16 protein-coding genes, 3 rRNA genes and 1 pseudogene are annotated in these 25,737 nt (G+C 69.2%); 16 read left to right on the top strand and 4 right to left on the bottom strand.

Going from position 1 to position 25,737, the window contains the following annotated elements:
- Positions 1–375: 375 nt before the first annotated feature.
- The 5 genes and pseudogenes from HDA41_RS08645 to HDA41_RS40610 all read left to right on the top strand — a co-directional run bounded on the left by HDA41_RS08645 (position 376) and on the right by HDA41_RS40610 (position 7,779).
- Positions 376–1,904, top strand: a 16S ribosomal RNA gene (locus tag HDA41_RS08645).
- A gap of 303 nt (positions 1,905–2,207) precedes the next feature.
- Positions 2,208–5,329, top strand: a 23S ribosomal RNA gene (locus HDA41_RS08640).
- Positions 5,330–5,434: 105 nt separating this feature from the next.
- Positions 5,435–5,551 (top strand): 5S ribosomal RNA (gene rrf, locus HDA41_RS08635).
- The 16S, 23S and 5S rRNA genes sit together here, the layout of an rRNA operon.
- 443 nt (positions 5,552–5,994) lie before the next feature.
- A pseudogene (locus HDA41_RS42980) lies at positions 5,995–6,558 on the top strand (DEAD/DEAH box helicase); the annotation flags it as partial.
- Between the two features lie 489 nt (positions 6,559–7,047).
- On the top strand, positions 7,048–7,779 hold the full coding sequence (locus tag HDA41_RS40610) for a tetratricopeptide repeat protein (RefSeq protein ID WP_194547904.1): 732 nt from the start codon (positions 7,048–7,050) through the stop codon (positions 7,777–7,779).
- A 63-nt stretch (positions 7,780–7,842) separates the two neighbouring features.
- Here HDA41_RS40610 and HDA41_RS08625 read toward each other — a convergent pair whose 3' ends face one another.
- Positions 7,843–9,135: a DUF1015 family protein gene (locus HDA41_RS08625; protein ID WP_184982227.1), complete on the bottom strand. Its 1,293-nt coding sequence runs from the start codon at positions 9,133–9,135 to the stop codon at positions 7,843–7,845.
- Positions 9,136–9,207: 72 nt separating this feature from the next.
- Between HDA41_RS08625 and HDA41_RS08620 the strand changes: the two genes are divergently transcribed.
- The 4 genes from HDA41_RS08620 to HDA41_RS08605 all read left to right on the top strand — a co-directional run bounded on the left by HDA41_RS08620 (position 9,208) and on the right by HDA41_RS08605 (position 13,283).
- On the top strand, positions 9,208–10,239 hold the full coding sequence (locus tag HDA41_RS08620; RefSeq protein ID WP_184982225.1) for an HAD hydrolase-like protein: 1,032 nt from the start codon (positions 9,208–9,210) through the stop codon (positions 10,237–10,239).
- Positions 10,240–10,345: 106 nt separating this feature from the next.
- Positions 10,346–11,389, top strand: coding sequence for a FecCD family ABC transporter permease (locus HDA41_RS08615; protein WP_184982223.1), 1,044 nt, complete (start codon positions 10,346–10,348; stop codon positions 11,387–11,389).
- Positions 11,386–12,426, top strand: a complete 1,041-nt coding sequence (locus HDA41_RS08610; RefSeq protein ID WP_184982221.1) for a FecCD family ABC transporter permease — start codon at positions 11,386–11,388, stop codon at positions 12,424–12,426. Before HDA41_RS08615 ends, HDA41_RS08610 begins: the two co-directional genes overlap by 4 nt.
- A complete protein-coding gene (locus HDA41_RS08605) occupies positions 12,423–13,283 on the top strand; it encodes an ABC transporter ATP-binding protein (RefSeq protein WP_184982219.1) in 861 nt (286 codons plus the stop codon). Before HDA41_RS08610 ends, HDA41_RS08605 begins: the two co-directional genes overlap by 4 nt.
- Here the strand turns inward: HDA41_RS08605 and HDA41_RS08600 are convergent.
- A complete protein-coding gene (locus HDA41_RS08600; RefSeq protein WP_184982218.1) occupies positions 13,267–13,614 on the bottom strand; it encodes an SCP2 sterol-binding domain-containing protein in 348 nt (115 codons plus the stop codon). The genes HDA41_RS08605 and HDA41_RS08600 overlap by 17 nt on opposite strands.
- A gap of 42 nt (positions 13,615–13,656) precedes the next feature.
- Here HDA41_RS08600 and HDA41_RS08595 point away from each other — a divergent pair, with 42 nt between their 5' ends.
- The 5 genes from HDA41_RS08595 to HDA41_RS08575 all read left to right on the top strand — a co-directional run bounded on the left by HDA41_RS08595 (position 13,657) and on the right by HDA41_RS08575 (position 18,914).
- Positions 13,657–13,947, top strand: coding sequence for a hypothetical protein (locus tag HDA41_RS08595; RefSeq protein ID WP_184982216.1), 291 nt, complete (start codon positions 13,657–13,659; stop codon positions 13,945–13,947).
- A 7-nt stretch (positions 13,948–13,954) separates the two neighbouring features.
- A complete protein-coding gene (locus HDA41_RS08590) occupies positions 13,955–14,770 on the top strand; it encodes a TlyA family RNA methyltransferase (RefSeq protein WP_184982214.1) in 816 nt (271 codons plus the stop codon).
- Positions 14,767–15,672, top strand: coding sequence for an NAD kinase (locus HDA41_RS08585; protein WP_020275056.1), 906 nt, complete (start codon positions 14,767–14,769; stop codon positions 15,670–15,672). Before HDA41_RS08590 ends, HDA41_RS08585 begins: the two co-directional genes overlap by 4 nt.
- A 164-nt stretch (positions 15,673–15,836) precedes the next feature.
- On the top strand, positions 15,837–17,555 hold the full coding sequence (gene recN, locus HDA41_RS08580; RefSeq protein WP_184993259.1) for a DNA repair protein RecN: 1,719 nt from the start codon (positions 15,837–15,839) through the stop codon (positions 17,553–17,555).
- A gap of 213 nt (positions 17,556–17,768) precedes the next feature.
- Positions 17,769–18,914, top strand: coding sequence for a glycosyltransferase family 4 protein (locus HDA41_RS08575; RefSeq protein WP_184982212.1), 1,146 nt, complete (start codon positions 17,769–17,771; stop codon positions 18,912–18,914).
- Between the two features lie 13 nt (positions 18,915–18,927).
- Here the strand turns inward: HDA41_RS08575 and HDA41_RS08570 are convergent, their stop codons facing one another.
- Positions 18,928–20,571 (bottom strand): PucR family transcriptional regulator, encoded by a 1,644-nt coding sequence (locus HDA41_RS08570; RefSeq protein ID WP_184982210.1) that lies wholly within the window; start codon positions 20,569–20,571, stop codon positions 18,928–18,930.
- A 104-nt stretch (positions 20,572–20,675) separates the two neighbouring features.
- On the opposite strand from HDA41_RS08570, the gene HDA41_RS08565 reads away from it, so the two are divergent.
- Positions 20,676–21,632 carry an LLM class F420-dependent oxidoreductase gene (locus HDA41_RS08565; RefSeq protein ID WP_184982208.1) on the top strand — a complete coding sequence of 319 codons (957 nt, stop codon included), beginning with the start codon at positions 20,676–20,678 and terminating at the stop codon, positions 21,630–21,632.
- Positions 21,633–21,653: 21 nt separating this feature from the next.
- Here the strand turns inward: HDA41_RS08565 and HDA41_RS08560 are convergent, their stop codons facing one another.
- Positions 21,654–23,456: a glycoside hydrolase family 15 protein gene (locus HDA41_RS08560; RefSeq protein ID WP_059416832.1), complete on the bottom strand. Its 1,803-nt coding sequence runs from the start codon at positions 23,454–23,456 to the stop codon at positions 21,654–21,656.
- 519 nt (positions 23,457–23,975) lie between these two features.
- Here HDA41_RS08560 and pyrG point away from each other — a divergent pair.
- On the top strand, positions 23,976–25,634 hold the full coding sequence (gene pyrG / locus HDA41_RS08555) for a CTP synthase (RefSeq protein WP_184993257.1): 1,659 nt from the start codon (positions 23,976–23,978) through the stop codon (positions 25,632–25,634).
- The last annotated feature ends 103 nt before the right edge of the window (positions 25,635–25,737 follow it).

Below are 25,737 nucleotides of genomic sequence, written 5' to 3'. Positions count from 1 at the left end.
CGACTCGATTATGAGTTGGACGGGGAATCGGTTAACGTAGTGAATGTCGAAAGGCCGACGAGCGAAAGCCAAGGCCGCCCGGCAATCCCGCCGACAGGGAATCGGATCGAGAAAAGATCTGATAGAGTCGGAAACGCGAGACCGAAGGGAAGCGCCCGGAGGAAAGCCCGAGAGGGTGAGTACAAAGGAAGCGACCGTTCCTTGAGAACTCAACAGCGTGCCAAAAGTCAACGCCAGATATGTTGATACCCCGTCTCCAGCATCAGCTGGGGCGAGGTTCCTTTGAAAAAACACAGCGAGGACGCTGTGAACGGCCGGGCTTATTCCGCCTGGCTGTTCCGCTCTCGTGGTGTTGCACCGGATTACCGGTACACATTCACGGAGAGTTTGATCCTGGCTCAGGACGAACGCTGGCGGCGTGCTTAACACATGCAAGTCGAACGATGAACCACTTCGGTGGGGATTAGTGGCGAACGGGTGAGTAACACGTGGGCAATCTGCCCTGCACTCTGGGACAAGCCCTGGAAACGGGGTCTAATACCGGATACTGACCATCTTGGGCATCCAAGGTGTTCGAAAGCTCCGGCGGTGCAGGATGAGCCCGCGGCCTATCAGCTTGTTGGTGAGGTAATGGCTCACCAAGGCGACGACGGGTAGCCGGCCTGAGAGGGCGACCGGCCACACTGGGACTGAGACACGGCCCAGACTCCTACGGGAGGCAGCAGTGGGGAATATTGCACAATGGGCGAAAGCCTGATGCAGCGACGCCGCGTGAGGGATGACGGCCTTCGGGTTGTAAACCTCTTTCAGCAGGGAAGAAGCGAAAGTGACGGTACCTGCAGAAGAAGCGCCGGCTAACTACGTGCCAGCAGCCGCGGTAATACGTAGGGCGCGAGCGTTGTCCGGAATTATTGGGCGTAAAGAGCTCGTAGGCGGCTTGTCGCGTCGGTTGTGAAAGCCCGGGGCTTAACCCCGGGTCTGCAGTCGATACGGGCAGGCTAGAGTTCGGTAGGGGAGATCGGAATTCCTGGTGTAGCGGTGAAATGCGCAGATATCAGGAGGAACACCGGTGGCGAAGGCGGATCTCTGGGCCGATACTGACGCTGAGGAGCGAAAGCGTGGGGAGCGAACAGGATTAGATACCCTGGTAGTCCACGCCGTAAACGGTGGGCACTAGGTGTGGGCAACATTCCACGTTGTCCGTGCCGCAGCTAACGCATTAAGTGCCCCGCCTGGGGAGTACGGCCGCAAGGCTAAAACTCAAAGGAATTGACGGGGGCCCGCACAAGCGGCGGAGCATGTGGCTTAATTCGACGCAACGCGAAGAACCTTACCAAGGCTTGACATACACCGGAAAACCCTGGAGACAGGGTCCCCCTTGTGGTCGGTGTACAGGTGGTGCATGGCTGTCGTCAGCTCGTGTCGTGAGATGTTGGGTTAAGTCCCGCAACGAGCGCAACCCTTGTCCCGTGTTGCCAGCAAGCCCTTCGGGGTGTTGGGGACTCACGGGAGACCGCCGGGGTCAACTCGGAGGAAGGTGGGGACGACGTCAAGTCATCATGCCCCTTATGTCTTGGGCTGCACACGTGCTACAATGGCCGGTACAATGAGCTGCGATACCGCGAGGTGGAGCGAATCTCAAAAAGCCGGTCTCAGTTCGGATTGGGGTCTGCAACTCGACCCCATGAAGTCGGAGTCGCTAGTAATCGCAGATCAGCATTGCTGCGGTGAATACGTTCCCGGGCCTTGTACACACCGCCCGTCACGTCACGAAAGTCGGTAACACCCGAAGCCGGTGGCCCAACCCCCTTGTGGGGAGGGAGCTGTCGAAGGTGGGACTGGCGATTGGGACGAAGTCGTAACAAGGTAGCCGTACCGGAAGGTGCGGCTGGATCACCTCCTTTCTAAGGAGCACTTCTTACCGATCCCTTCGGGGTGAGGTCAGAGGCCAGTACATCAGCGAATGTCTGATGCTGGTTGCTCATGGGTGGAACGTTGACTACTCGGCACACTTGACCAGCTTGTCTTCCTAGTACTGCTTCGGCGTGGAACGGAAAGAGAGGTGGCGAGGGTGTCGGGCACGCTGTTGGGTGTCTGAGGGAATGGATTTTTCCTCAGTCGCCGGCCCCAGTGAACTCGCCTGTAAAGGTGGGGTGATGGGTGGCTGGTCGTTGTTTGAGAACTGCACAGTGGACGCGAGCATCTGTGGCCAAGTTTTTAAGGGCGCACGGTGGATGCCTTGGCACCAGGAACCGATGAAGGACGTGGGAGGCCACGATAGTCCCCGGGGAGTCGTCAACCAGGCTTTGATCCGGGGGTTTCCGAATGGGGAAACCCGGCAGTCGTCATGGGCTGTCACCCTTGCCTGAACACATAGGGCAAGTGGAGGGAACGCGGGGAAGTGAAACATCTCAGTACCCGCAGGAAGAGAAAACAACCGTGATTCCGGGAGTAGTGGCGAGCGAAACCGGATGAGGCCAAACCGTATGCGTGTGAGACCCGGCAGGGGTTGCGTATACGGGGTTGTGGGATCTCTCTTTCATGGTCTGCCGGCCGTGAGACGAGTCAGAAACCGTTGATGTAGGCGAAGGACATGCGAAAGGTCCGGCGTAGAGGGTAAGACCCCCGTAGTCGAAACATCAGCGGCTCGTTTGAGAGACACCCAAGTAGCACGGGGCCCGAGAAATCCCGTGTGAATCTGGCGGGACCACCCGCTAAGCCTAAATATTCCCTGGTGACCGATAGCGGATAGTACCGTGAGGGAATGGTGAAAAGTACCGCGGGAGCGGAGTGAAATAGTACCTGAAACCGTGTGCCTACAAGCCGTGGGAGCGTCGGAATGAAGACTTGTCTTCATTCTCGTGACTGCGTGCCTTTTGAAGAATGAGCCTGCGAGTTTGCGGTGTGTTGCGAGGTTAACCCGTGTGGGGAAGCCGTAGCGAAAGCGAGTCCGAATAGGGCGTTTGAGTAGCACGCTCAAGACCCGAAGCGGAGTGATCTAGCCATGGGCAGGTTGAAGCGGAGGTAAGACTTCGTGGAGGACCGAACCCACCAGGGTTGAAAACCTGGGGGATGACCTGTGGTTAGGGGTGAAAGGCCAATCAAACTCCGTGATAGCTGGTTCTCCCCGAAATGCATTTAGGTGCAGCGTCGTGTGTTTCTTGCCGGAGGTAGAGCACTGGATAGGCGATGGGCCCTACCGGGTTACTGACCTTAGCCAAACTCCGAATGCCGGTAAGTGAGAGCGCGGCAGTGAGACTGTGGGGGATAAGCTCCATGGTCGAGAGGGAAACAGCCCAGAGCATCGACTAAGGCCCCTAAGCGTACGCTAAGTGGGAAAGGATGTGGAGTCGCAGAGACAACCAGGAGGTTGGCTTAGAAGCAGCCACCCTTGAAAGAGTGCGTAATAGCTCACTGGTCTAGTGATTCCGCGCCGACAATGTAGCGGGGCTCAAGCGTACCGCCGAAGTCGTGTCATTGCAGCAATACGGCCAACGCCGGCTGTGATGGGTAGGGGAGCGTCGTGTGCCGGGTGAAGCAGCCGCGTAAGCGAGTTGTGGACGGTTCACGAGTGAGAATGCAGGCATGAGTAGCGATTCACACGTGAGAAACGTGTGCGCCGATTGACTAAGGGTTCCTGGGTCAAGCTGATCTGCCCAGGGTAAGTCGGGACCTAAGGCGAGGCCGACAGGCGTAGTCGATGGATAACCGGTTGATATTCCGGTACCCGCTGTGAAGCGTCAAACATCGAGCCCGCTGATGCTAAGGCCGTGAAGCCGTCCTGGAGCCTTCGGGCAAAGGGGAGTGGTGGAGCCGCCGAACCAAGGTGGTAGTAGGTGAGTGATGGGGTGACGCAGGAAGGTAGTCCAGCCCGGGCGGTGGTTGTCCCGGGGTAAGGGTGTAGGCCGTGCGATAGGTAAATCCGTCGTACATGTGGCTGAGACCTGATGCCGAGCCGATTGTGGTGAAGTGGATGATCCTATGCTGTCGAGAAAAGCCTCTAGCGAGTTTCATGGCGGCCCGTACCCTAAACCGACTCAGGTGGTCAGGTAGAGAATACCGAGGCGTTCGGGTGAACTATGGTTAAGGAACTCGGCAAAATGCCCCCGTAACTTCGGGAGAAGGGGGGCCACGCTTGGTGAGAGGACTTGCTCCTCGAGCTGGGGGTGGCCGCAGAGACCAGCGAGAAGCGACTGTTTACTAAAAACACAGGTCCGTGCGAAGCCGTAAGGCGATGTATACGGACTGACGCCTGCCCGGTGCTGGAACGTTAAGGGGACCGGTTAGTCACTCTTCGGGGTGGCGAAGCTGAGAACTTAAGCGCCAGTAAACGGCGGTGGTAACTATAACCATCCTAAGGTAGCGAAATTCCTTGTCGGGTAAGTTCCGACCTGCACGAATGGCGTAACGACTTCTCGACTGTCTCAACCATAGGCCCGGTGAAATTGCACTACGAGTAAAGATGCTCGTTTCGCGCAGCAGGACGGAAAGACCCCGGGACCTTTACTACAGTTTGATATTGGTGTTCGGTTCGGCTTGTGTAGGATAGCTGGGAGACTGTGAACTCTGGACGCCAGTTCAGGGGGAGTCGTCGTTGAAATACCAGTCTGGTCGTGCTGGATGTCTAACCTGGGTCCGTGATCCGGATCAGGGACAGTGTCTGATGGGTAGTTTAACTGGGGCGGTTGCCTCCTAAAGAGTAACGGAGGCGCCCAAAGGTTCCCTCAGCCTGGTTGGCAATCAGGTGTTGAGTGTAAGTGCACAAGGGAGCTTGACTGTGAGACCGACGGGTCGAGCAGGGACGAAAGTCGGGACTAGTGATCCGGCGGTGGCTTGTGGAAGCGCCGTCGCTCAACGGATAAAAGGTACCCCGGGGATAACAGGCTGATCTTCCCCAAGAGTCCATATCGACGGGATGGTTTGGCACCTCGATGTCGGCTCGTCGCATCCTGGGGCTGGAGTCGGTCCCAAGGGTTGGGCTGTTCGCCCATTAAAGCGGCACGCGAGCTGGGTTTAGAACGTCGTGAGACAGTTCGGTCCCTATCCGCTGCGCGCGTAGGAGTCTTGAGAAGGGCTGTCCCTAGTACGAGAGGACCGGGACGGACGAACCTCTGGTGTGCCAGTTGTTCTGCCAAGGGCATGGCTGGTTGGCTACGTTCGGGAGGGATAACCGCTGAAAGCATCTAAGCGGGAAGCCTGCTTCGAGATGAGGACTCCCACCTCCTAGAGAGGGTAAGGCTCCCAGTAGACGACTGGGTTGATAGGCCGGATATGGAAGCACGGTAACGTGTGGAGTTGACCGGTACTAATAGGCCGAGGGCTTGTCCTCAGTTGCTCGCGTCCACTGTGTTAGTTCTGAGACAACGAACAGTTGTCGGCTTTGAGTAGAACAAACAATTGAAGAGTGTGCTTGTTCGCTCGAAACCATTAGGGTTTCGGTGGTTATAGCGTAGGGGAAACGCCCGGTTACATTTCGAACCCGGAAGCTAAGCCTTACAGCGCCGATGGTACTGCAGGGGGGACCCTGTGGGAGAGTAGGACGCCGCCGAACAATCTTTGGAAGGACCCCTGGTCACCAGCGTTCAGCTGGGACCAGGGGTCCTTTTTGTTTTTGCACTGCGCACTGGGCACCCGGCTGCGCGAGAATGACTTGCGGTACCGAAGACAGGAGTCACCATGTCCACCAACTCTCCCGACGACCGACCGGAGCGCGACCAGCAGCGACGGGAGGGGGACCGGAGCGACCGCGGCGGTCAGCGCGGGGACCGTGGAGACCGTGGGGGCTTCCGCGGAGGCGACCGAAGCGGCCGAAGCGACCGAGGTGAGCGAAGCGATCGCGGGGAGCGCGGTGGCTTCCGGCGTGACGACAATCGTGGTGGTGGCGGCTACGGCCGGCGTGACGACCGGGACCGAGGGCCGCGCGGGGACGATCGCGGTGACCGGCCCTCCTTCCGGCGTGACGATCGCGGTGACCGGCCCTCCTTCCGGCGTGACGATCGCGGTGATCGCCCCTCCTTCCGGCGTGACGATCGCGGTGATCGCCCCTCCTTCCGGCGTGACGACCGCGGTGACCGCGGTGATCGCCCCTCCTTCCGGCGCGACGATCGCGGTGACCACCGCCCCTCGGTCCGTCGCGACGACCGTGGGGAGCGCGGTGATCGCCCCTCCTTCCGGCGTGACGACCGCGGTGACCGCGGTGATCGCCCCTCCTTCCGGCGCGACGATCGCGGTGACCACCGCCCCTCGGTCCGTCGCGACGACCGTGGGGAGCGCGGTGATCGCCCCTCCTTCCGGCGTGACGATCGCGGTGACCGCGGTGATCGCCCCTCCTTCCGGCGCGACGATCGCGGTGACCACCGCCCCTCGGTCCGTCGCGACGACCGTGGGGAGCGTCGGGACGACCGGGGAGACCGGGGCGGTTTCCGGCGTGACGACAATCGTGGTGGTGGCTACGGCCGGCGTGACGACCGTGACCGAGGGCCGCGCAGGGACGACGACCGTGGACAGCGCGGTGGATTCCGGCGGGATGACCGTCGGGACGACCGTCGCGACGACAGGCGGGACGGCGACCGCGGTGGGTTCCACCGGCGTGACGACCGCGGAGAGCGCCGTGACGACCGGGACCGTGGCTTCCGTGGCGACGACCGGGATCGCGGATTCCGGCGTGACGATGACCGCGATGGTTTCCGGGGTCGTGATGACCGTCGTGACGACCGCCGTGGGGACGACCGTGGGGACCGTGGCGGTTTCCGGCGGGACGACGGCCCTCGTCGCGAGCGTGGTGAGTTCCGTCGGGATGACACCCGCGACACCCGCGACACCCGCGACACCCGTGGTGACCGCGACAGCCGCGACACCCGCGGCGACCGTGGTGGCTTCCGGAGCCGGGACGACCGTGGTGAGCGCGGGCCGCGCCGCGACGACCGCGGTGGGCGGCCCGGGGGCTTCCGGGGCCGTGACGACCGGCGTGACGACCGGCGTGACGACCGTCGTGGCGGCGGCCGGTTCCGTGACGAGCGCGAGCGGGATCGGGAGCCGATCAAGCGGCTGCCGATTCCCGAGGAGGTCACGGGCGAGGAGATCGACAAGGACGTACGGCAGGAGCTGCAGAGCCTGCCCAAGACGCTCGCCGACGACGTGGCCAAGAACTTGGTGATGGTCGCCCGGCTCATCGACGAGGACCCCGAGGGGGCGTACGCCTACTCCAAGGTGGCGCTGCGGCTGGCTTCGCGTGTCGCCGCCGTACGGGAGGCGGGCGGCTTCGCCGCGTACGCGAACCAGAAGTACAGCGAGGCTCTCGCCGAGTTCCGGGCCGCGCGGCGCATGACCGGGAACGCCGACCTGTGGCCCGTCATGGCCGACTGCGAGCGTGGGCTCGGGCGGCCGGAGAAGGCGCTGGACATGGCCGGGGCACCCGAGGTGCACAAGCTCGACAAGGCCGGGCAGGTCGAGATGCGGCTGGTCGCGGCCGGTGCGCGGCGGGACATGGGGCAGCTGGACGCGGCCATCGTGACGCTGCAGAGCCCGGAGCTGGCCTCCAACTCCATGCAGCCGTGGACCGCGCGGCTGCGGTACGCCTACGCCGACGCGCTGCTGGCGGCCGGGCGGGACGGCGAGGCGCGGGAGTGGTTCGCCAAGGCCGTGGAGGCCGACCGGGACGGCAGCACGGACGCTTCGGACCGGCTCGCCGAGCTGGACGGGGTGGAGTTCGTGGACGCCCTGGCCGAGGACGAGGACGAGGGTGAGGGCGGCGATGCCGCCGAGGAGGAGAAGGACTGACATGGCGTAGAGGGGGCGGATTCCGGTCGGGATCCGCCCCCTTCGTGTGTCACCAGCAGCGCGTCAGAGGTCCAGTGCGCGCAGCACCAGGCCGGAGGCCGGCTTCGGGCCGAACGACGTCGACTTGCGCGGCATGGTGACGCCCTGCCGGGCCAGGTCGCGGACGACCTCCTCGCGGACCGGGTGCATCAGGACGGCCGTACCGCCGTCGCGTTCCGCCTTCGCCACCGTGGCGGCCGTGTCGTGGATGTAGGTGATGTGCGCGGGGGAGTCCTCGGGGATGCGCCAGATGTGGTCGAGGAGCGTGGCGTGCAGGACCGTCGCGTCGAGGGTGCGCCAGGCGGTGGGGCGGTCGGCGGGGATCGTACGGGCCAGGAGGTCCGGGTCCGGGCGGTCGACGAGGTGGAAGGCACCGTCGCCGGCCAGCAGGAACGCGTTGCCCGCGCAGGCCGCGTCCGCGAGTGCCTCCAGGGCCTCGGGCAGCGGCACTTCGAGGCGGCGCACGCGGAAGTGGCCGTCCAGGGCGGCTACGGCGTCGCCGACGGGCAGGTCGTGGAGGAGGCGGTGGATGGCGCGGACGCGGAGGGGATAGCGGGTCGTGTCGACCAGGAGGACCAGGCCGTGGTCCCACGGGCTGGGAGAGGGGTGCTCCGTGCGCAGGCGGCGGTAGGTCGCCCAGCGGTGGTGGCCGTCGGCGATGAGGGCCTGGTGACGAGCCAGGTCGGTCTGGACGGTGGCCAGGTCGGCGGGCGCGGTGACCGACCAGAGGCGGTGGCTGAAGCCGTCCTCCGTGGTGGTCGCGAGAAGCGGGGGCTGTTCGGCGGTGCGCTCGATCAGGTCCGCCGTGGCGGTCGTCGAGTCGTCGCCGCGGTAGGTCAGCAGGAGGGGTTCGAGGTTCGCTGCGGTGGCCCGCATCAGGGCCGCGCGGTCGGCGACGATGTGCGGCATGACGTCCTCGTGCGGCAGCACCACCTGCTCGTCCGGGTCCGACACGCGCAGGGCGCCGATGACGCCGCGTTGCAGCATGCCGTTGCCGTCCCGCTGCTCGTAGACGTACAGGCCGGGGTCCGGGTCGGTGGTCAGGACGCCCTCGGACAGCCAGCGGCGCAGGGTCTTGGCGGCCTGGTCGTTGCGGACGCTGGGGGTGGCGGCCTGGGGGAGGATCAGACGGACGATGTTGTACGGGTCGGCGGACTGGAGGTGGTGGACTCCGTCGGGGCGGACGACGACGTCGTACGGCGGGGACGTCACTGCGGCCAGGCTGCCGACCCGGTCGGGGTCGTAGCGAAGGCCTCGGAACGGGGTGAGTTCCAGGCCTCGGCGCTCCGTTGCTTCCGAGTGACCTGCTGTGTTCATCCCGGCATCGTACGGGTGTCAGTGGCATGGGGGATGATCGGGGGAAAGCCGTCGAACGAGGAGCGATGCGGGATGAGCCGAAGCGTCAGGACGAGGCCCGAGGGCAGTGGGCAGGCCCTGAGCGAGGCGTACGACACGGCGCTGCTCGACCTGGACGGTGTCGTGTACGCGGGCGGGAGCGCGATCGCGCACGCGGTCGAGTCGCTGGCCACGGCCCGGACGGGCGGGACGCGCCTGGCGTACGTCACCAACAACGCGCTGCGGACTCCGGACACGGTGGCCGAGCACCTGACCGAGCTCGGCATACCGACGGGCGCGGACGATGTCATCACCTCGGCGCAGGCGGTAGCGCGGCTGATCAGTGAGCAGGTGCCGCAGGGCGCCCGTGTGCTGGTGATCGGCGGTGAGGGGCTGCGGGTGGCGCTGCGCGAGCGCGGGCTCGTGCCCGTGGAGTCGGCGGACGACGATCCGGCGGCGGTGGTGCAGGGGTACGGCGGTCCCGAGCTGCCGTGGGGCCGTTTCGCGGAGGCCAGTTACGCCGTCGCGCGCGGTGTGCCCTGGTTCGCGTCGAACACCGACCTGACGATTCCGAGCGGGCGGGGGATCGCGCCGGGCAACGGCGCGGCGGTGGAGGTCGTGCGGATCGCCACGGGCGCCGAGCCGCAGGTCGCGGGCAAGCCGCTACCGCCGATGCACCGGGAGACCATCCTGCGGACCGGGGCGAAGCGGCCGCTGGTGGTGGGGGACCGGCTGGACACGGACATCGAGGGCGCGTTCAACGGGGACGTGGACTCGCTGCTCGTCCTGACCGGCGTGAGCGACGGCGCGCAGCTGCTGGCCGCGCCGCCGCAGCACCGGCCGACGTATGTGGACGCCGATCTGCGGGGGATGCTCCGCGGACAGCCGGATGTCCTGGAGGCGGGTGGCGGTGGGTTCCGGTGCGGTGGCTGGACGGCGACGGCGGGCGCGGACCGTCTGGAGCTCGACGGGGACGGCGAGGCGCTGGACGGGCTGCGCGCGCTGTGCGCCGCGGCGTGGACGGCCGCCGGTGCGGGCGTGTGCGAGCTGGACGGGGGGAAGTCGCTGGCGAGGCTGGGTCTTTGAGCGCTGGTTGGATTCGCGCTGTGCGGGCACGCTCCGGCCGGGCGGCCGTGGCGGCGGCCGGGCTCCGGAATCGAGATCGGAAGCAGGGTAGGCTAACCTAACCTGCGTGTTGGTCGACAGTCCCCCCGAACAGCGCGCGGAGACCGCCCCCGCGCCCCCGGCCCGACGGGCGATACGTGCCTTCGGGCTCCTCCTGGCCGTAGCGATCCTGGTGCTCGTCGCGCTGGCGAGTATCGCGATCGGAGCCAAGGAGCTGTCCCTCGGGCAGGTATGGCACGGCTTGTTCGACGACTCGGGGACGTACGGCGACGTCGTCGTCGCGGAGCGGCTGTCGCGGACCGTGCTCGGGTTGCTCGCCGGCGCCGCCCTCGGTCTGGCCGGAGCGGTTCTCCAGGCACTCACGCGCAACCCGCTGGCCGACCCCGGACTGCTCGGTATCAACGCGGGCGCGTCCGCCGCGGTCGTCACGGCCGTCACGTACCTCGGGGTCACCTCGCTCAGCGGCTACGTCTGGTTCGCGTTCTTCGGCGCGGCCGCGGTCGGGGCGCTGGTGTGGTTCCTCGGCGGCAGCCGGGGCGCGACGCCGGTGCGGCTCGCGCTCGCCGGTACGGCGATCAGCGCCGCGCTCTACGGCTACCTCCAGGCCGTGATGATCACGGACGGCGCGGCGCTCGGCAAGATGCGGTTCTGGACGGTCGGTTCACTGTCCGCGGCGAGCGACTCGATCATCCGGCAGGTCCTGCCGTTCCTGCTGGCCGGCGTGGTCCTGGCGCTGGCGCTGTCGCGGCCGCTCAACGCCATGGCCATGGGCGATGACACCGCCAAGGCGCTCGGCGCCAACCTGAACCGGACGCGGGCGCTGTCCATGCTGGCCGCGACCGTGCTGTGCGGGGCGGCGACCGCGGCCTGCGGGCCGATCGTGTTCGTCGGGCTGATGGTTCCGCACGTCGTGCGTTCCTTCACCGGGCCCGACCTGCGCTGGATCCTGCCGTACGCGGCGATCCTGTCGCCCGTGCTGCTGCTCGGCGCCGACGTCATCGGCCGGATCGTGGCCCGGCCCGCGGAACTCCAGGTGGGCATCGTCACCGCGATCCTCGGCGGACCGGTGTTCATCTATCTCGTACGACGGCGGAGGACGGCGCAGCTGTGAAGACCACCAACCGTGCTGTGAGGACCCCGGGCGGGCTCTCCGTACGCCTGGACGTGCGGGCCTTCACCGTCGTGCTCCTGCTGCTGGTCGCGGCGCTCACGGCGAGTGTCGTGCTCATCGGAACCGGCGACTTCCCGATCCCGGCCGCCGACGTGCTGCGGACGCTGTTCGGCGAGGGCAACGCGGGCCAGGAGTTCATCGTCAACGAACTGCGGCTGCCGCGCGTCCTGGTCGGGCTGCTGGTCGGCGCCTCGCTGGGACTCGGCGGCGCGCTGTTCCAGTCCATCTCCCGCAATCCGCTGGGCAGTCCGGACGTGCTGGGCCTCGGGCAGGGGGCGACGGCCGGTGCGCTCACGGTGATCGTGCTGTTCTCCGGAAGCGCGAACCAGGTCGCCGCCGGCGCGCTGGTGGGCGGCCTGGTGACCGGCTTCGCCATCTACGTGCTCGCCTGGAAACGGGGCGTGCACGGGTACCGGCTCGTGCTGGTCGGCATCGGCGTCTCCGCGATCGTCACGGCGGTCAACGGCTATCTGCTCACCAAGTCCGACATCGTGGACGCGGCCCGCGCGGTCGTGTGGATGACGGGATCCCTCGACGGCCGTGACTGGGCGCAGGTCTGGCCGTTGCTCGGGCTGTGCGCCGTGCTCGTGCCGCTCGTCCTCTGCAACGCGCGCGGGCTGCGGATGATGGAGATGGGCGACGACGTGTCGTACGCCCTCGGGGTGCGGGTCGAGCGGGTACGGCTGCTGCTGATGGTGGCGGCCGTGCTGCTGACCGCGTCCGCGACCGCCGCCGCCGGTCCCGTCAGCTTCGTCGCGCTCACCGCGCCGCAGCTGGCCCGGCGCCTGACCCATGCGCCCGGCCCGAACCTGCTGGCCTCCCTGAGCATGGGCGCCGCCCTGCTGGTCGTCGCCGACTGGCTCTCGCAGCGGGCGTTCGGCGCCGAGCAGTTGCCCGTGGGCGTGGTCACCGGCGTGCTCGGCGGCGTCTATCTGCTGTGGCTGCTGGTCACCGAACGCAAGGCGGGCCGGATATGAGCAAGAACCAAAGGAGCACCGTGAACCGTCTGTCCGCCGAGAACGTCACCCTCGCCTACGACCAGCGGGTGATCGCCGAGCAACTGTCGGTGGAGATACCCGACAACTCCTTCACCGTGATCGTCGGCCCCAACGCGTGCGGCAAGTCGACGCTCCTGCGGGCGCTGTCGCGGATGCTCAAGCCCAGCCAGGGCCGGGTACTGCTCGACGGTCAGGTCATCCAGTCGATGCCCGCGAAGAAGGTCGCGCGGACCCTCGGTCTGCTGCCCCAGTCGTCCATCGCGCCCGACGGCATCACCGTCGGCGATCTGGTGGGCCGGGGCCGCTACCCGCACCAGGGCATCCTGCGCCAGTGGTCGACCGAGGACGAGCGGGTCGTCCAGGAGTCCATGCGGCAGACCGGTGTCGCCGAGCTGGCCGAACGGTACGTCGACGAGCTCTCGGGCGGTCAGCGCCAGCGCGTGTGGATCGCCATGGCACTCGCCCAGCAGACGCCGCTGCTACTGCTCGACGAGCCGACGACGTTCCTGGACATCCAGCACCAGATCGACGTCCTGGACCTGTGCGCGGAGCTGCACGAGGAGCAGGGGCGCACGCTCGTCGCGGTGCTGCACGACCTGAACCACGCCGCCCGCTACGCCACGCACCTCATCGCCCTGCGCGAGGGCCGGGTCATCGCCGAGGGCGCGCCGAAGGACATCGTCACGGCCGAGCTGGTCGAAGAGGTCTTCGGACTGCGCTGCCAGGTCATCGACGACCCGGAGACGGGCACGCCGCTGGTCGTGCCGGCGGCGCGGAAGGCACGCGCCGGGGCGGGGACCGGGGCCGAGAAGGTGGCCGCTACAGAAGCTTCCTGAGCTGGAGCAGGTCGCGCACGCCCGCGGACAGCTTCACCCGGCCCGAGCCCCAGACCTTGGCGAAGTTCAGTTCGCCGTCGACCAGCGCGACCAGGTCGTCACCGGTCATGGCCAGCCTGATCTCGGCCTTGTCGGGCGGCGGTCCCTGGACCGTGTCGCGCACCTCGATCCGCCCGCCCCGCATACGGCCGACGAAGGTGACGTCCAGGTCCGTGATGTGGCAGCTCACCGAACGGTCCAGGGCCGCGGCCTCGCGGACGTTCCCTTCGGCGTGCTGCATGTTGTCGGAGAGCTTGTCGAGTGCGCTGCGGCACTCCTCGATCGTGGCCATCGCGATCGACGGTACCGCAGCGGTTCGCGGTAGCGTCGGGGCATGGAAGACGCAGTTCCCGAAATGCCGGTGGTGGAGGAAGAGCCCGAGCCGGCGCCGGCGCCCGAGGACGACCCCGCCGCCCCCGCCCCGCTGAACGTGCCCCGCACCCCCACGGGCAACGCCGACGTGGACGCGGCCCTGGACCGGCTCGGTGACGCGGACCACCTCGCCACGGACGGACACGTCGAGGTGTACGAGGATGTACACCGGGGGCTGCGCGACGCGCTCACCGCGCTCGACGCACGCCCGGGACCTCCGGCGCCCCCGTCGCCGCACGGACCTAGGAGCTGAACCGAACGTGGCAGGAGTCGCACGCCGCCGTCTCGACGCGGAGCTGGTCCGCCGGAAGCTCGCGCGCTCGCGCGAGCATGCCGGCCAGCTGATCGCCGCCGGGCGGGTCTCCGTCGGCAAGACCGTCGCGACCAAACCCGCCACGCAGGTGGAGACCGCGGCCGCGATCGTCGTCGCGGCAGACGAGAACGATCCCGACTACGTGTCGCGCGGCGGCCACAAGCTCGCCGGCGCGCTGGCGGCGTTCATGCCGCAGGGCCTGGTCGTCGAGGGGCGCAGGGCGCTCGACGCCGGCGCGTCCACCGGCGGTTTCACGGATGTCCTGCTGCGGGCGGGCGCCGCCCATGTCGTCGCCGTCGACGTCGGATACGGACAACTCGCATGGTCTCTGCAAAAAGATGAACGCGTCACCGTCAAGGACCGTACGAACGTACGCGAATTGACACTTGAAGAGATCGATGGGGAGCCTGTGGATCTTGTCGTGGGGGATCTGTCCTTCATCCCGCTCGGGCTGGTCCTCCCAGCCCTGGTGCGGTGCGTGAAGCCGGACGCGGACCTGGTGATGATGGTCAAGCCGCAGTTCGAGGTGGGGAAGGAGCGGCTGGGCAGCGGGGGAGTCGTCCGCAGCCCCCAGCTGCGGGCCGAAGCGGTGACGGGGGTGGCCCGGAAGGCCGGGGGACTGGGGCTCGGGGTGAAGGGCGTGACGGCCAGTCCGCTGCCCGGGCCGTCGGGGAATGTCGAATACTTTCTGTGGCTGCGGGCCGGGGCACCGGAACTGGACCCGGCCGATGTCGACCGTGCAGTGGCGGAGGGGCCCCGTTGACCGAGAACCGAGCTCGTACTGTTTTCCTGCTCGCCCACACGGGGCGGCCCGCCGCCGTGCGCAGTGCCGAGCTCGTGGTGAAGGGGCTGCTGCGCTCCGGTCTTGGCGTGCGCGTCCTGGAGGCGGAGGCGCGTGACCTGCCGCTGCCGGACGAGGTGGAGCTGGTCAAGGAGGCCACTCCACAGTGCCTCGACGGGTGTGAGCTGCTCATCGTGCTGGGCGGTGACGGCACGCTGCTGCGCGGTGCCGAGTTCGCGCGGGCGTCGGGCGTGCCGATGCTCGGCGTCAACCTCGGACGGGTCGGGTTCCTCGCGGAGGCCGAGCGGGACGACCTCGACAAGGTCGTCGACCGGGTGGTGAGCAAGGCGTACGAGGTCGAGGAGCGGATGACCGTCGACGTCGTGGTGCACCGCAACGGGGACATCGTGCACACCGACTGGGCGCTGAACGAGGCGGCCGTGCAGAAGGTGTCCGCCGAGCGGATGCTGGAGGTCGTCCTCGAGATCGACGGGCGGCCGGTGACGGGGTTCGGCTGTGACGGGATCGTGTGCGCGACGCCGACCGGGTCGACCGCGTACGCGTTCTCCGCGGGTGGGCCGGTGGTGTGGCCGGAGGTCGAGGCGCTGTTGATGGTGCCGATCTCGGCGCACGCCTTGTTCGCGAAGCCGTTGGTGACGTCGCCGGATTCTGTGTTGGCTGTGGAGGTTCTGCCACATATTCCGCCGGGTGTGCTGTGGTGTGACGGGCGGCGGACCGTGGAGTTGCCGCCCGGGGCCAGGGTGGAGGTGCGGCGGGGGGCCGTGCCGGTGCGGCTGGCTCGGCTGCATCACGCGTCGTTCACGGATCGGCTGGTGGCGAAGTTCGCCCTGCCGGTTTCCGGGTGGCGGGGGGCTCCTCACTAGCGGTTGTGGGGGTGGTTTCTCGTCGTCGGCGGGTACGGGGTGTTTGTGGTTGTTCGCGCAGTTCCCCGTGCCCTTAAGGGGCGATCCACTCTCGTGGGTGACAAGACCGGGCCAGTCGCAATCCTCGGCTCGGACCTCGTAAGGTCGTGTCCGTGTTGGAGGAGATGCGGATACGGTCGCTGGGTGTGATCGACGACGCTGTCGTCGAGCTGTCGCCCGGGTTCACCGCGGTCACCGGTGAGACGGGTGCGGGCAAGACCATGGTGGTCACCAGCCTCGGGTTGCTGCTGGGCGGGCGCGCGGACCCGGCGCTCGTGCGGATCGGGGCCGGGAAAGCCGTCGTCGAGGGGCGGATCACCGTGCCCCAGGACGCCACGGCCGCCGTCCGCGCCGAGGAGGCCGGGGCCGAGCTCGACGACGGGGCGCTGCTGATCAGCCGTACCGTTTCCGCCGAGGGGCGCTCCCGGGCGCACCTGGGCGGACGCAGCGTGCCCGTGGGGGTGCTCGCGGAGCTCGCCGACGAGCTGGTGGCCGTGCACGGGCAGACCGACCAGCAGGGACTGCTCAAGCTGTCCCGGCAGCGCCAGGCGCTCGACCGGTACGCGGGCGACGCCGTCGCCGTGCCGCTGGCCAAGTACGGCGAGGCGTACAAGCGGCTGCGGACCGTCTCCGCCGAGCTCGACGAGATCACCACGCGCGCGCGTGAACGGGCCCAGGAGGCCGACATGCTGCGCTACGGGCTCGACGAGATCGCCGCCGTCGAGCCCCGGGCCGGCGAGGACGTGGAGCTGGCCGAGGAGGCCGAGCGGCTCGGGCACGCCGAGGCGCTGGCGTCCGCCGCAGCGGTCGCGCACGCCGCGCTCGCGGGCAATCCGGAGGACCCCGAGGGCGTCGACGCCGGGACGCTCGTCGCGGGCGCGCAGCGGGCCCTGGACGCCGTACGGTCGCACGACCCGGCGCTGGCCGCGCTCGCGGACCGGATCGGGGAGATCGGGATCCTGCTGCGCGACGCGGCCGGGGACCTGGCCGGGTACGCCGACGATCTGGACGCCGATCCGCTGCGGCTGGCGGCCGTCGAGGAGCGGCGGGCCGCGCTGACCGGGCTGACCCGGAAGTACGGCGAGGACGTCGCCGCCGTGCTGGCCTGGGCCGAGCGCAGTGCCGCGCGGCTGACCGAACTCGACGGCGACGACGAGCGGATCGGGGAGCTGACCGCCGAGCGGGACGCGCTGCGGTCCGAACTGGGCGGGCTCGCACAGGCGTTGACGGACGCGCGGACGGAGGCCGCCGAGCGGTTCGCCGCGGCCGTGACCGCCGAGCTGGCCTCGCTGGCCATGCCACACGCGCGCGTGTCCTTCGACATCCGGCAGACCGAGGACCCCGACGGCGTCGAGGTCGGCGGCCGTCCGGTCGCGTACGGGCCCGCGGGTGCCGACGAGGTCGAGCTGCTGCTGGCCCCGCATCCGGGGGCACCGGCACGGCCGATCGCCAAGGGTGCGTCCGGCGGTGAGCTGTCCCGCGTGATGCTGGCCGTGGAGGTCGTGTTCGCGGGGACGGACCCCGTGCCGACGTATCTCTTCGACGAGGTCGACGCCGGTGTCGGTGGCAAGGCGGCGGTCGAGATCGGCCGGCGGCTCGCGCGCCTGGCGAAGACCGCGCAGGTCGTGGTCGTGACCCACCTCCCGCAGGTCGCCGCCTTCGCCGACCGGCAGTTGCTGGTCGAGAAGACGAACGACGGGTCGGTCACCCGTTCCGGTGTGAAGGTGCTGGAAGGGGAGGAGCGGGTCCGGGAGCTGTCCCGGATGCTCGCCGGCCAGGAGGACTCGGAGACGGCCCGGGCGCACGCGGAGGAGCTGCTGGCGACGGCCCGGGCGGATCTGTAGCGCAGGAGCGGCCGCACAGCTGTCGGGGGATACGCCGATCTTCACTCGTGTGGGTGACCCGGCCCGGCGCATCCTCCCGATGCCGCGCCCCACTGTCACGCCGCCGGGCTTCGGGCGTTCCCGGAACCCGCGTATGTCCTGGCATCCTTGGCGGAGTACGCGTGGGAATCCTGCGCGGCGACCGCCCGACCCGCGAACCAGGAGCCCGGCCACGTGACCCCCGTGAGCAGCCACTCACCGCATGGCCAGTCGCCGTTGCGCACCGTGCAGGTGCTGGGCGGAGGCAACGCGGCCAGCAGTGCGCATGTGCGCTCCCTGACTGCGGGGCTCGTCGCGAGGGGCGTGAGGGTCACGGTGTGCGCCCCCTTTGAGGCGGATCGCGCCTATGACTTCAGTGGTGTCGGGGCCGACCACGTGGATGTGCCGCGCAGCAGTGACCCGGTGTCGGTGGCGGCCCTGCGGGCGGCCTGTGCCAACGCCGATCTGGTGCACGCGCACGGGCTGCACGCCTCGTTCCGTACCGTGCTCGCTCTCAGCGGGCGGCGCGTGCGGACCCCGTTCGTCGTGACGTGGCACGACCGGGCGCATGCCGACGGGGCCCGCGCCCATCTGCTGCGGGTACTGGAGCGGCGGGTCGTGAAGGCGGCCACCGTGGTGCTGGGGACGACATCGGCGCTCGTGGACCGGGCCCGGCGGGCCGGCGCACGGGACGCGCGGCTCGCGGCCGTCGCGCTGCCGGGCCCTCGCAGGCCCGTGGAGCCCGACGACCCCGACCGCCTGCGGCCCAAGGTGCGTGCCGAACTCGGCGCCATCGGACGGCCGTTGCTGATGGCCGTCGGCTCCCTGGAGCGGCACCGCGGATACGACGTGCTGCTGGACGCCGCGCGGACGTGGCGCCGGCTCGATCCCGTGCCCCTGGTCGTGATCGCGGGCGAGGGGCCGCTGCGCGGCGAACTCCAGGAGCGGATCGAGGGCGAGGGGCTGCCCGTCCGGCTCATCGGGCGGCGCGACGACATCACCGACCTGCTCGCCGCCGCCGACCTCGCCCTGCTGCCGAGCCGGTGGGAGGAGGCGCGCTCCGTCCTCGCCCAGGAGGCCCTCCACGCGCGCGTGCCGCTCGTCGCGACCGACGTCGGCGGGATCCCCGAACTCGTCGGCGACGCGGCCGAACTCGTCCCGTGCGGGGACGCGCAGGCGCTCGCCGGCACCGTCGTACGCCTGCTCGGCGACCCCGAGCGCCGGGAGCTGCTGAAGGTCAAGGGCGCCCGGCAGTCGGCGGCCTGGCCGAGCGAGGACGAGACGGTCGCCCAAGTGCTCAGCGTGTACGACGAGTTGACCCAGCCGCAGCCCCTCGCCTGAGCACCCCGGTGCCTCAGGGAACGTGTCTGCGGGCCCGCAGGGCCAGACTCAGGGCCAGTACCGTCTGCGGGTCGTCGAGATCCGTGCCCAGCAACTCCCCGATGCGCGCCAGGCGGTTGTACAGGGTCTGCCGGTTGAGGTGGAGCTCCCGGGCCGTCTCCGCCTTGCGTCCCGCGTGGGCGAGGTAGGTCGACAGGGTGGGCAGCAGCGGTGGCCGGGAACGCCGGTCGTGCTCCAGGAGCGGGCCGAGGGCCCGGTCGACGAAGGCGGCCAGGTCCGGATGGTCGCGCAGCCGCCACAGCAGCAGGTCGGTGTCCAGGCGCCGGGCGTCATACCACGGACGGTCCGGCAGGCCCTGGGCCGCCGTGGCCGTCTCGGCCGCGTGCCGCAAGCCCGACGCCGCGGCCGTCCAGCCGCCGGCCACCCCCACGACCACCACGGGCGGCGGCCCGCCAGGCCGCAGCATCCCGGCCCGGCCGACCCCGGCCCGCAGCGCCGCCGCGACCCGGTCCGCGACCGTCGCCCGCTCCGGCTCCGCGCGCAGCCCCAGCAGGACCAGCACCCGGCTCTCGACCGGCCGTACCCCGAGCAGCACCGGCACGCCCAGTGAGGCCAGTTCCTCGGACACAGCCCGGGCCAGCACGGCCCAGCCTCCCCCCGGCGACAGGGCGTCCCCGAGCCGCATGACAACCGGCAGCAACGGTCCGTCGCCCGGCCGGAAGCCCAGCACCCGCCCCTGCGCCGGGGCGTCCTCCGCCGTGACCCGGCCCTCGGCGAGGTCCGTGAGGAAGTCACCGCGCCCGCGCGCCGCCAGCTCCTCCTCCTGCCGTGCCTGCATCAGCACCACGGCCAGGATGCCCGCGGCCCGCTCGGCCGCCATCCTGTGCACCGGCGCCAGGGGAGTCCGTACGGGAAGCAGGACGAGCCGCGCGCGGACGCCCCCGCTGCCGGGCCCGCCGCCCGGCACGTCCACCAGGATCGAGCCCGCGAGCGGCGGCTCGTCCTTGTGCTGGCCGCGCAGCCCGTCCCACACCTGGAGCGGGTCCGCGCCCTCGGGACCGGCCCCGGCGGCGTACAGCAACTGCCCGTCAGCCGTCTCCAGGAAGACGGGGTTATCGCCGAAGTCGGCCAGGATGCCGAGGACTTGGGGCACCCCGCCGCCGCCCAGCAGGGCCTCCGTACACCGCCGGTGCACCTCCTCGGCCCGCTGGAGCAGCGCGTAGTGGCCGTTGACGATCTCGGTGTGGATCTCCTCCGTGACCGTGACGAACGGCACCTCGCGGTGCAGCTGGACGAGCGGCAGCCCGGCCGCACGGGCTGTGTCGACGAGGGCGGCGGGCAGCCGTGTGAAGCGCGGGCCGAGCTCCACGACCAGGGCGGCGATGCCACGCTCGGCCAGCGTGCGCACGAACGCCCGCTGTTCGGCCGGGCGGGTGCCGAGGCCGTAGCCCGTGGTCAGCAGCAGCTCGCCGCCCTTGAGCAGCGAGGCGATGTGCGGCACCTCACCGGCGTGCACCCAGCGCACGGTCCGCCCGAGCCGGTCGGCGCCCGCCAGCACCTCCGGCAGCCCGCTGCGCAGCCCCGGCAGCTCCAGTGCCCGCTGCACGGTGATTCCGGCACCCCGGGTGTCGTAGCCGCTGTCCGTCCCGCTGTCCATGTGCCGGACGCTACCCGCGCGGGTGCCTCCCGGACATCTCCGGACGGGCACGGGGGCGATCAAGCACGGGATTACGGCGGAGACGGCCGGGTACGGGCGCGGTCATGGACATGAGCGTGGTCGCGGTAGGGCGAGAAGACGACAGTCCGGTCGAGGAGCCGTTGCGGGTCGCGGTGCTCGCGGACCGGCTCGGGTACCGGGAGGTGTGGGCGGGCGAGGGACCGACGTGGGACTCGTTCGTCCTGGCGACGGCGATCGGCGCGGCCACCGAGCGGGCGACGCTGACGGCCGGGCCCGTGCCGGTGTCGGTGCGCGACCCGCTCACCATCGTCCGGGGCGCTGCGGCCACCGCGGCCGTCACCGGCCGGCCCGTCGGTGTGGCCCTGGGCACGTCCAGCAAGCGGGTGGTCGAGGGCGTGCACGGCCGGCCGCGGACCCGGCCCGCCGCCGCGCTGGAGGAGTCGGCGGCGGCGGTGCGCGCGCTGATGGAGAGCCGGCCGGGCGAGCCGATCGTGCCCGGCAGCGGCTTCCTGCGCCGTCTTCCGCCGCCCGGGGGCATGCTCACCGTCGCGGCGTTCGGCGAGCGCGCGGTCGCCGCGGCCGCCGGGCACGCCGACCGGATGCTGCTCGACCTCGTCTCCCCCGAGCAGGTCCGCATGCTGCGGGCCCGGATGCTCGCCGCCGCCGAGCGGGCCGGGCGTACGGCGCCCCGGCTGGCCGCCTGGCTGCCCGCAGCCGTGGACCCGGAGCCCGAAACGCTCACGCAGGTCCTGCGCAGCGTCGCCGGCTATCTCACCGTGCCGGGCTACAGCGACATGTTCGTCGAAGCGGGGCTCGCCGCGGTCGTCGAACTGGCCGCCAAGGGAGCCGACCCGGAGACTCTGCTGCGAGCCCTGCCGCCCGAGGCCGCGAACACGGTCGCCCTCGTCGGCGACGTCGGCACCGTCCGCGCCCGCATCGACGCCTACGCCGAGGCCGGCCTCGACGAGATCGCCCTGGTCCCGGCCACGGCGGGCGACCCGGCGGGGGAGCGGACCCTCACGGCCCTCAGGCCGCAGTGACACCCCCGAGGGCCGCCCCGCTCAGCCGCCGTACGCCCCCGAAGCCGTCAGACGCAGCGCCGTGTCGATCAGCGGCACGTGGCTGAACGCCTGCGGGAAGTTTCCGACCTGGCGCTGGAGGTGCGGGTCCCACTCCTCCGCCAGCAGGCCGAGGTCGTTGCGCAGCGACAGCAGCTTCTCGAACAGCTTGCGGGCCTCGTCCACGCGGCCGATCATCGCCAGGTCGTCGGCCATCCAGAACGAGCAGGCGAGGAACGCGCCCTCGTCGCCGGGCAGGCCGTCGACACCCTCGTTGTCGCCCTGCGTCGGGTAGCGCAGGATGAAGCCGTCCGGCGTGGACAGCTCCCGCTGGATCGCCTCGATGGTGCCGATGACGCGCTTGTCGTCCGGCGGCAGGAAACCCATCTGCGGGATCAGCAGCAGCGACGCGTCCAGTTCCTTCGAGCCGTACGACTGCGTGAAGGTGTTGCGTTCCTTGTCGTAGCCCTTCTCGCACACGTCCCGGTGGATGTCGTCGCGCAGCTCCTTCCAGCGCTCCAGCGGGCCGTCGGCGTCGCCGGACTCGATCAGCTTGATCGTGCGGTCGACGGCGACCCAGGCCATCACCTTGGAGTGCACGAAGTGGCGGCGCGGGCCGCGCACCTCCCAGATGCCCTCGTCCGGGTCCTGCCAGTGGTCCTCCAGGTAGCGGATCAGCTTCAGCTGGAGCAGCGAGGCGTAGTCGTTGCGCGCGAGGCCCGTCATGTGGGCCAGGTGCAGGGCCTCGGTGACCTCGCCGTAGACGTCCAGCTGGAGCTGGTGGGCGGCGCCGTTGCCGACCCGGACGGGGCCGGAGTTCTCGTAGCCCGGCAGCCAGTCCAGCTCCGCCTCGCCGAGCTCGCGCTCGCCGGCGATGCCGTACATGATCTGCAGGTTCTCCGGGTCGCCGGCCACGGCCCGCAGCAGCCACTCGCGCCAGGCGCGGGCCTCCTCGCGGTAGCCGGTGCGCAGCAGTGAGGACAGGGTGATCGCCGCGTCGCGCAGCCACGTGTAGCGGTAGTCCCAGTTGCGGACGCCGCCGATGTCCTCCGGCAGGGAGGTGGTCGGCGCGGCGACGATGCCGCCGGTCGGGGCGTACGTCAGCGCCTTCAGCGTGATCAGCGAGCGGACCACGGCCTCGCGGTACGGCCCGTGGTACGTACAGTGGTCGACCCACTCGCGCCAGAAGTCCTCCGTCGCCTCCAGCGACTGCTCGGGCTCGGGCAGCGGCGGCGGCTCCTTGTGCGAGGGCTGCCAGGAGATGGTGAACGCGATCCGGTCACCCGGCGCGACCGTGAAGTCCGCGTACGTCGTCAGCGACTTGCCGTAGGTCTCGGCGGATGTGTCGAACCACACGGAGTCGGGGCCCGCCACGGCCACCGTGCGCCCCTCGTGCTTGTGCACCCACGGCACCACCCGCCCGTAGGAGAACCGCATCCGCAGCGCCGAGCGCATCGGGACCCGCCCCGAGACGCCTTCCACGATCCGGATCAGCTGCGGGGCGCCGTCACGCGGCGGCATGAAATCGGTCACCCGGACCGTGCCCCGCTGGGTGTCCCACTCCGACTCCAGGATCAGCGAGTCACCGCGGTAGCTGCGCCGGGCGGCGGTGGGTGGCTGCTGGTCGGAGGCGTATGCGGGCCCGAGCCGCCAGAAGCCGTGCTCCTCGTTGCCCAGCAGGCCGGCGAAGATGGCGTGCGAGTCGAAGCGGGGCAGGCACAGCCAGTCCACCGTGCCGTCCCGGCAGACCAGGGCAGCGGTCTGCATGTCTCCGATGAGTGCGTAGTCTTCGATGCGCCCGGCCACGTGCAACTCCAGTCGAACGGCCACGTCACCCCGCAAGGGGGCTGTCGCTAGTGCGGTCAAGGGGATTTTCAGCAAGTCTTGCAATGCGGCGTTGAGCGATGAAGCAAAACAGGTCACTCAGCCGTGATGCAAAGCGCCAATTGTTGCTCAACGAACTGACGAGCTCACGTTGTTCCGGTACTTACGGGTGGTGGGTGGTGCCGTTGGGCCGGCGGGCTCGGCAGCGAGTGTCCGAGCAGGATACGACGCACGCCGATGTTCCGGGTGCCCGTCCAGGCAAGGCGAGTACGCCGAAGGAGTGAGCAACGGGTGAGAGACCGGTGAGGGCGACCGTCTCCGTGTCGGTGCGTGCGCGGAGCGTGGCCGGAAGCCATCGCCTCGCGGCGCTGATACGCTGGTAGCCCGTGGACCGGTGGGCAGCAAACCCCCGAACCGCAGCGACGGCAACCGCCCCGGAAACCTCCGGCAGGCAGCCGTACCGCACCCCCAGACCGCGACCACGGGAGCCCCGTCTTGGCCATGCCGCCCGCCGCATTTCGTAATTCGACGACCAAGCACATCTTCGTCACCGGGGGTGTCGCCTCCTCGCTCGGCAAGGGCCTGACGGCCTCCAGCCTCGGCATGCTGCTCAAGGCCCGCGGTCTGCGCGTCGTGATGCAGAAGCTCGACCCGTACCTGAACGTCGACCCGGGCACGATGAACCCCTTCCAGCACGGTGAGGTGTTCGTCACCAACGACGGCGCCGAGACCGACCTGGACATCGGCCACTACGAGCGCTTCCTCGACCGTGACCTGGACGGCTCGGCCAACGTCACCACCGGCCAGGTGTACTCGACCGTGATCGCCAAGGAGCGGCGCGGCGAGTACCTCGGCGACACCGTGCAGGTCATCCCGCACATCACCAACGAGATCAAGCACCGCATCCGCCGCATGGCGACGGATGAGGTCGACGTCGTGATCACCGAGGTCGGCGGCACGGTCGGCGACATCGAGTCGCTGCCGTTCCTGGAGACCGTCCGCCAGGTCCGGCACGAGGTCGGTCGTGACAACGTCTTCGTCGTCCATATCTCGCTCCTGCCGTACATCGGCCCCTCGGGTGAGCTGAAGACGAAGCCCACCCAGCACTCGGTCGCGGCTCTGCGCAACATCGGTATCCAGCCGGACGCGATCGTGCTGCGCTGCGACCGCGAGGTGCCCACCGCGATCAAGCGGAAGATCTCGCTGATGTGCGATGTCGACGAGGCCGCCGTCGTCGCCTGCCCCGACGCCCGCTCGATCTACGACATCCCCAAGACCGTGCACGGCGAGGGCCTGGACGCCTACGTCGTCCGCAAGCTCGACCTGCCCTTCCGCGACGTCGACTGGACGACGTGGGACGACCTGCTCGACCGCGTCCACAACCCCGACCACGAGATCACCCTCGCCCTGGTCGGCAAGTACATCGACCTGCCCGACGCCTACCTGTCGGTCACCGAGGCGCTGCGCGCGGGCGGTTTCGCCAACCGGGCCCGGGTGAAGATCAAGTGGGTCACCTCCGACGACTGCAAGACCCCGGCGGGCGCCGCCCAGCAGCTCGGCGACGTCGACGGCATCTGCATCCCCGGCGGGTTCGGCGAGCGCGGCGTGAACGGCAAGGTCGGCGCCATCCGCTACGCCCGCGAGAACAAGGTGCCGCTGCTCGGCCTCTGCCTGGGCCTGCAGTGCATCGTGATCGAGGCCGCGCGCAACCTGGCCGAGATCTCCGACGCCAACTCCACCGAGTTCGACCCCGCCACCGGGCACCCGGTCATCTCCACCATGGCCGAGCAGATGGACATCGTCGCCGGTGAGGGCGACATGGGCGGCACCATGCGACTCGGCATGTACCCGGCGAAGCTCGCCGAGGGGTCGATCGTGCGCGAGGTGTACGACGGCAAGGAGTACGTCGAGGAGCGCCACCGGCACCGCTACGAGGTGAACAACGCCTACCGCGCCGAGCTGGAGAAGCGGGCGGGCATCCTGTTCTCCGGCACGTCCCCGGACGGCAAGCTCGTCGAGTACGTCGAGTACCCGCGCGAGGTCCACCCGTACCTGGTCGCCACCCAGGCGCACCCGGAGCTGCGCTCGCGCCCGACGCGCCCGCACCCGCTGTTCGCCGGGCTCGTCAAGGCCGCGGTCGAGCGGAAGACTTCGAAGTAACACACCAGTTGTACGGTGGCCGGGGTGCATCCCTTCAAAGGGTGTGCACCCCGGTTTCTTTTCGGCACGTCGGGCCCGGGTACGTGAAGTCGTGCCGGGCACC

The sequence above is a fragment of the Streptomyces caelestis genome (assembly GCF_014205255.1).
In the GTDB taxonomy this organism is placed as follows: Bacteria; Actinomycetota; Actinomycetes; order Streptomycetales; family Streptomycetaceae; genus Streptomyces; species Streptomyces caelestis.
The sequence above is the reverse complement of the archived record's forward strand: the minus strand, read 5'-3'. Positions and strand labels throughout refer to the sequence as shown.

Coding starts and splice junctions, on each gene's coding strand:
- HDA41_RS08625 (WP_184982227.1), bottom strand. CDS start 9,135: ATGAACACAGCAGGTCACTCGGAAGCAACGGAGCGCCGAGGCCTGGAA.
- HDA41_RS08620 (WP_184982225.1), top strand. CDS start 9,208: ATGAGCCGAAGCGTCAGGACGAGGCCCGAGGGCAGTGGGCAGGCCCTG.
- HDA41_RS08605 (WP_184982219.1), top strand. CDS start 12,423: ATGAGCAAGAACCAAAGGAGCACCGTGAACCGTCTGTCCGCCGAGAAC.
- HDA41_RS08600 (WP_184982218.1), bottom strand. CDS start 13,614: ATGGCCACGATCGAGGAGTGCCGCAGCGCACTCGACAAGCTCTCCGAC.
- HDA41_RS08595 (WP_184982216.1), top strand. CDS start 13,657: ATGGAAGACGCAGTTCCCGAAATGCCGGTGGTGGAGGAAGAGCCCGAG.
- recN (WP_184993259.1), top strand. CDS start 15,837: ATGCGGATACGGTCGCTGGGTGTGATCGACGACGCTGTCGTCGAGCTG.
- HDA41_RS08570 (WP_184982210.1), bottom strand. CDS start 20,571: ATGGACAGCGGGACGGACAGCGGCTACGACACCCGGGGTGCCGGAATC.
- HDA41_RS08565 (WP_184982208.1), top strand. CDS start 20,676: ATGGACATGAGCGTGGTCGCGGTAGGGCGAGAAGACGACAGTCCGGTC.
- pyrG (WP_184993257.1), top strand. CDS start 23,976: ATGCCGCCCGCCGCATTTCGTAATTCGACGACCAAGCACATCTTCGTC.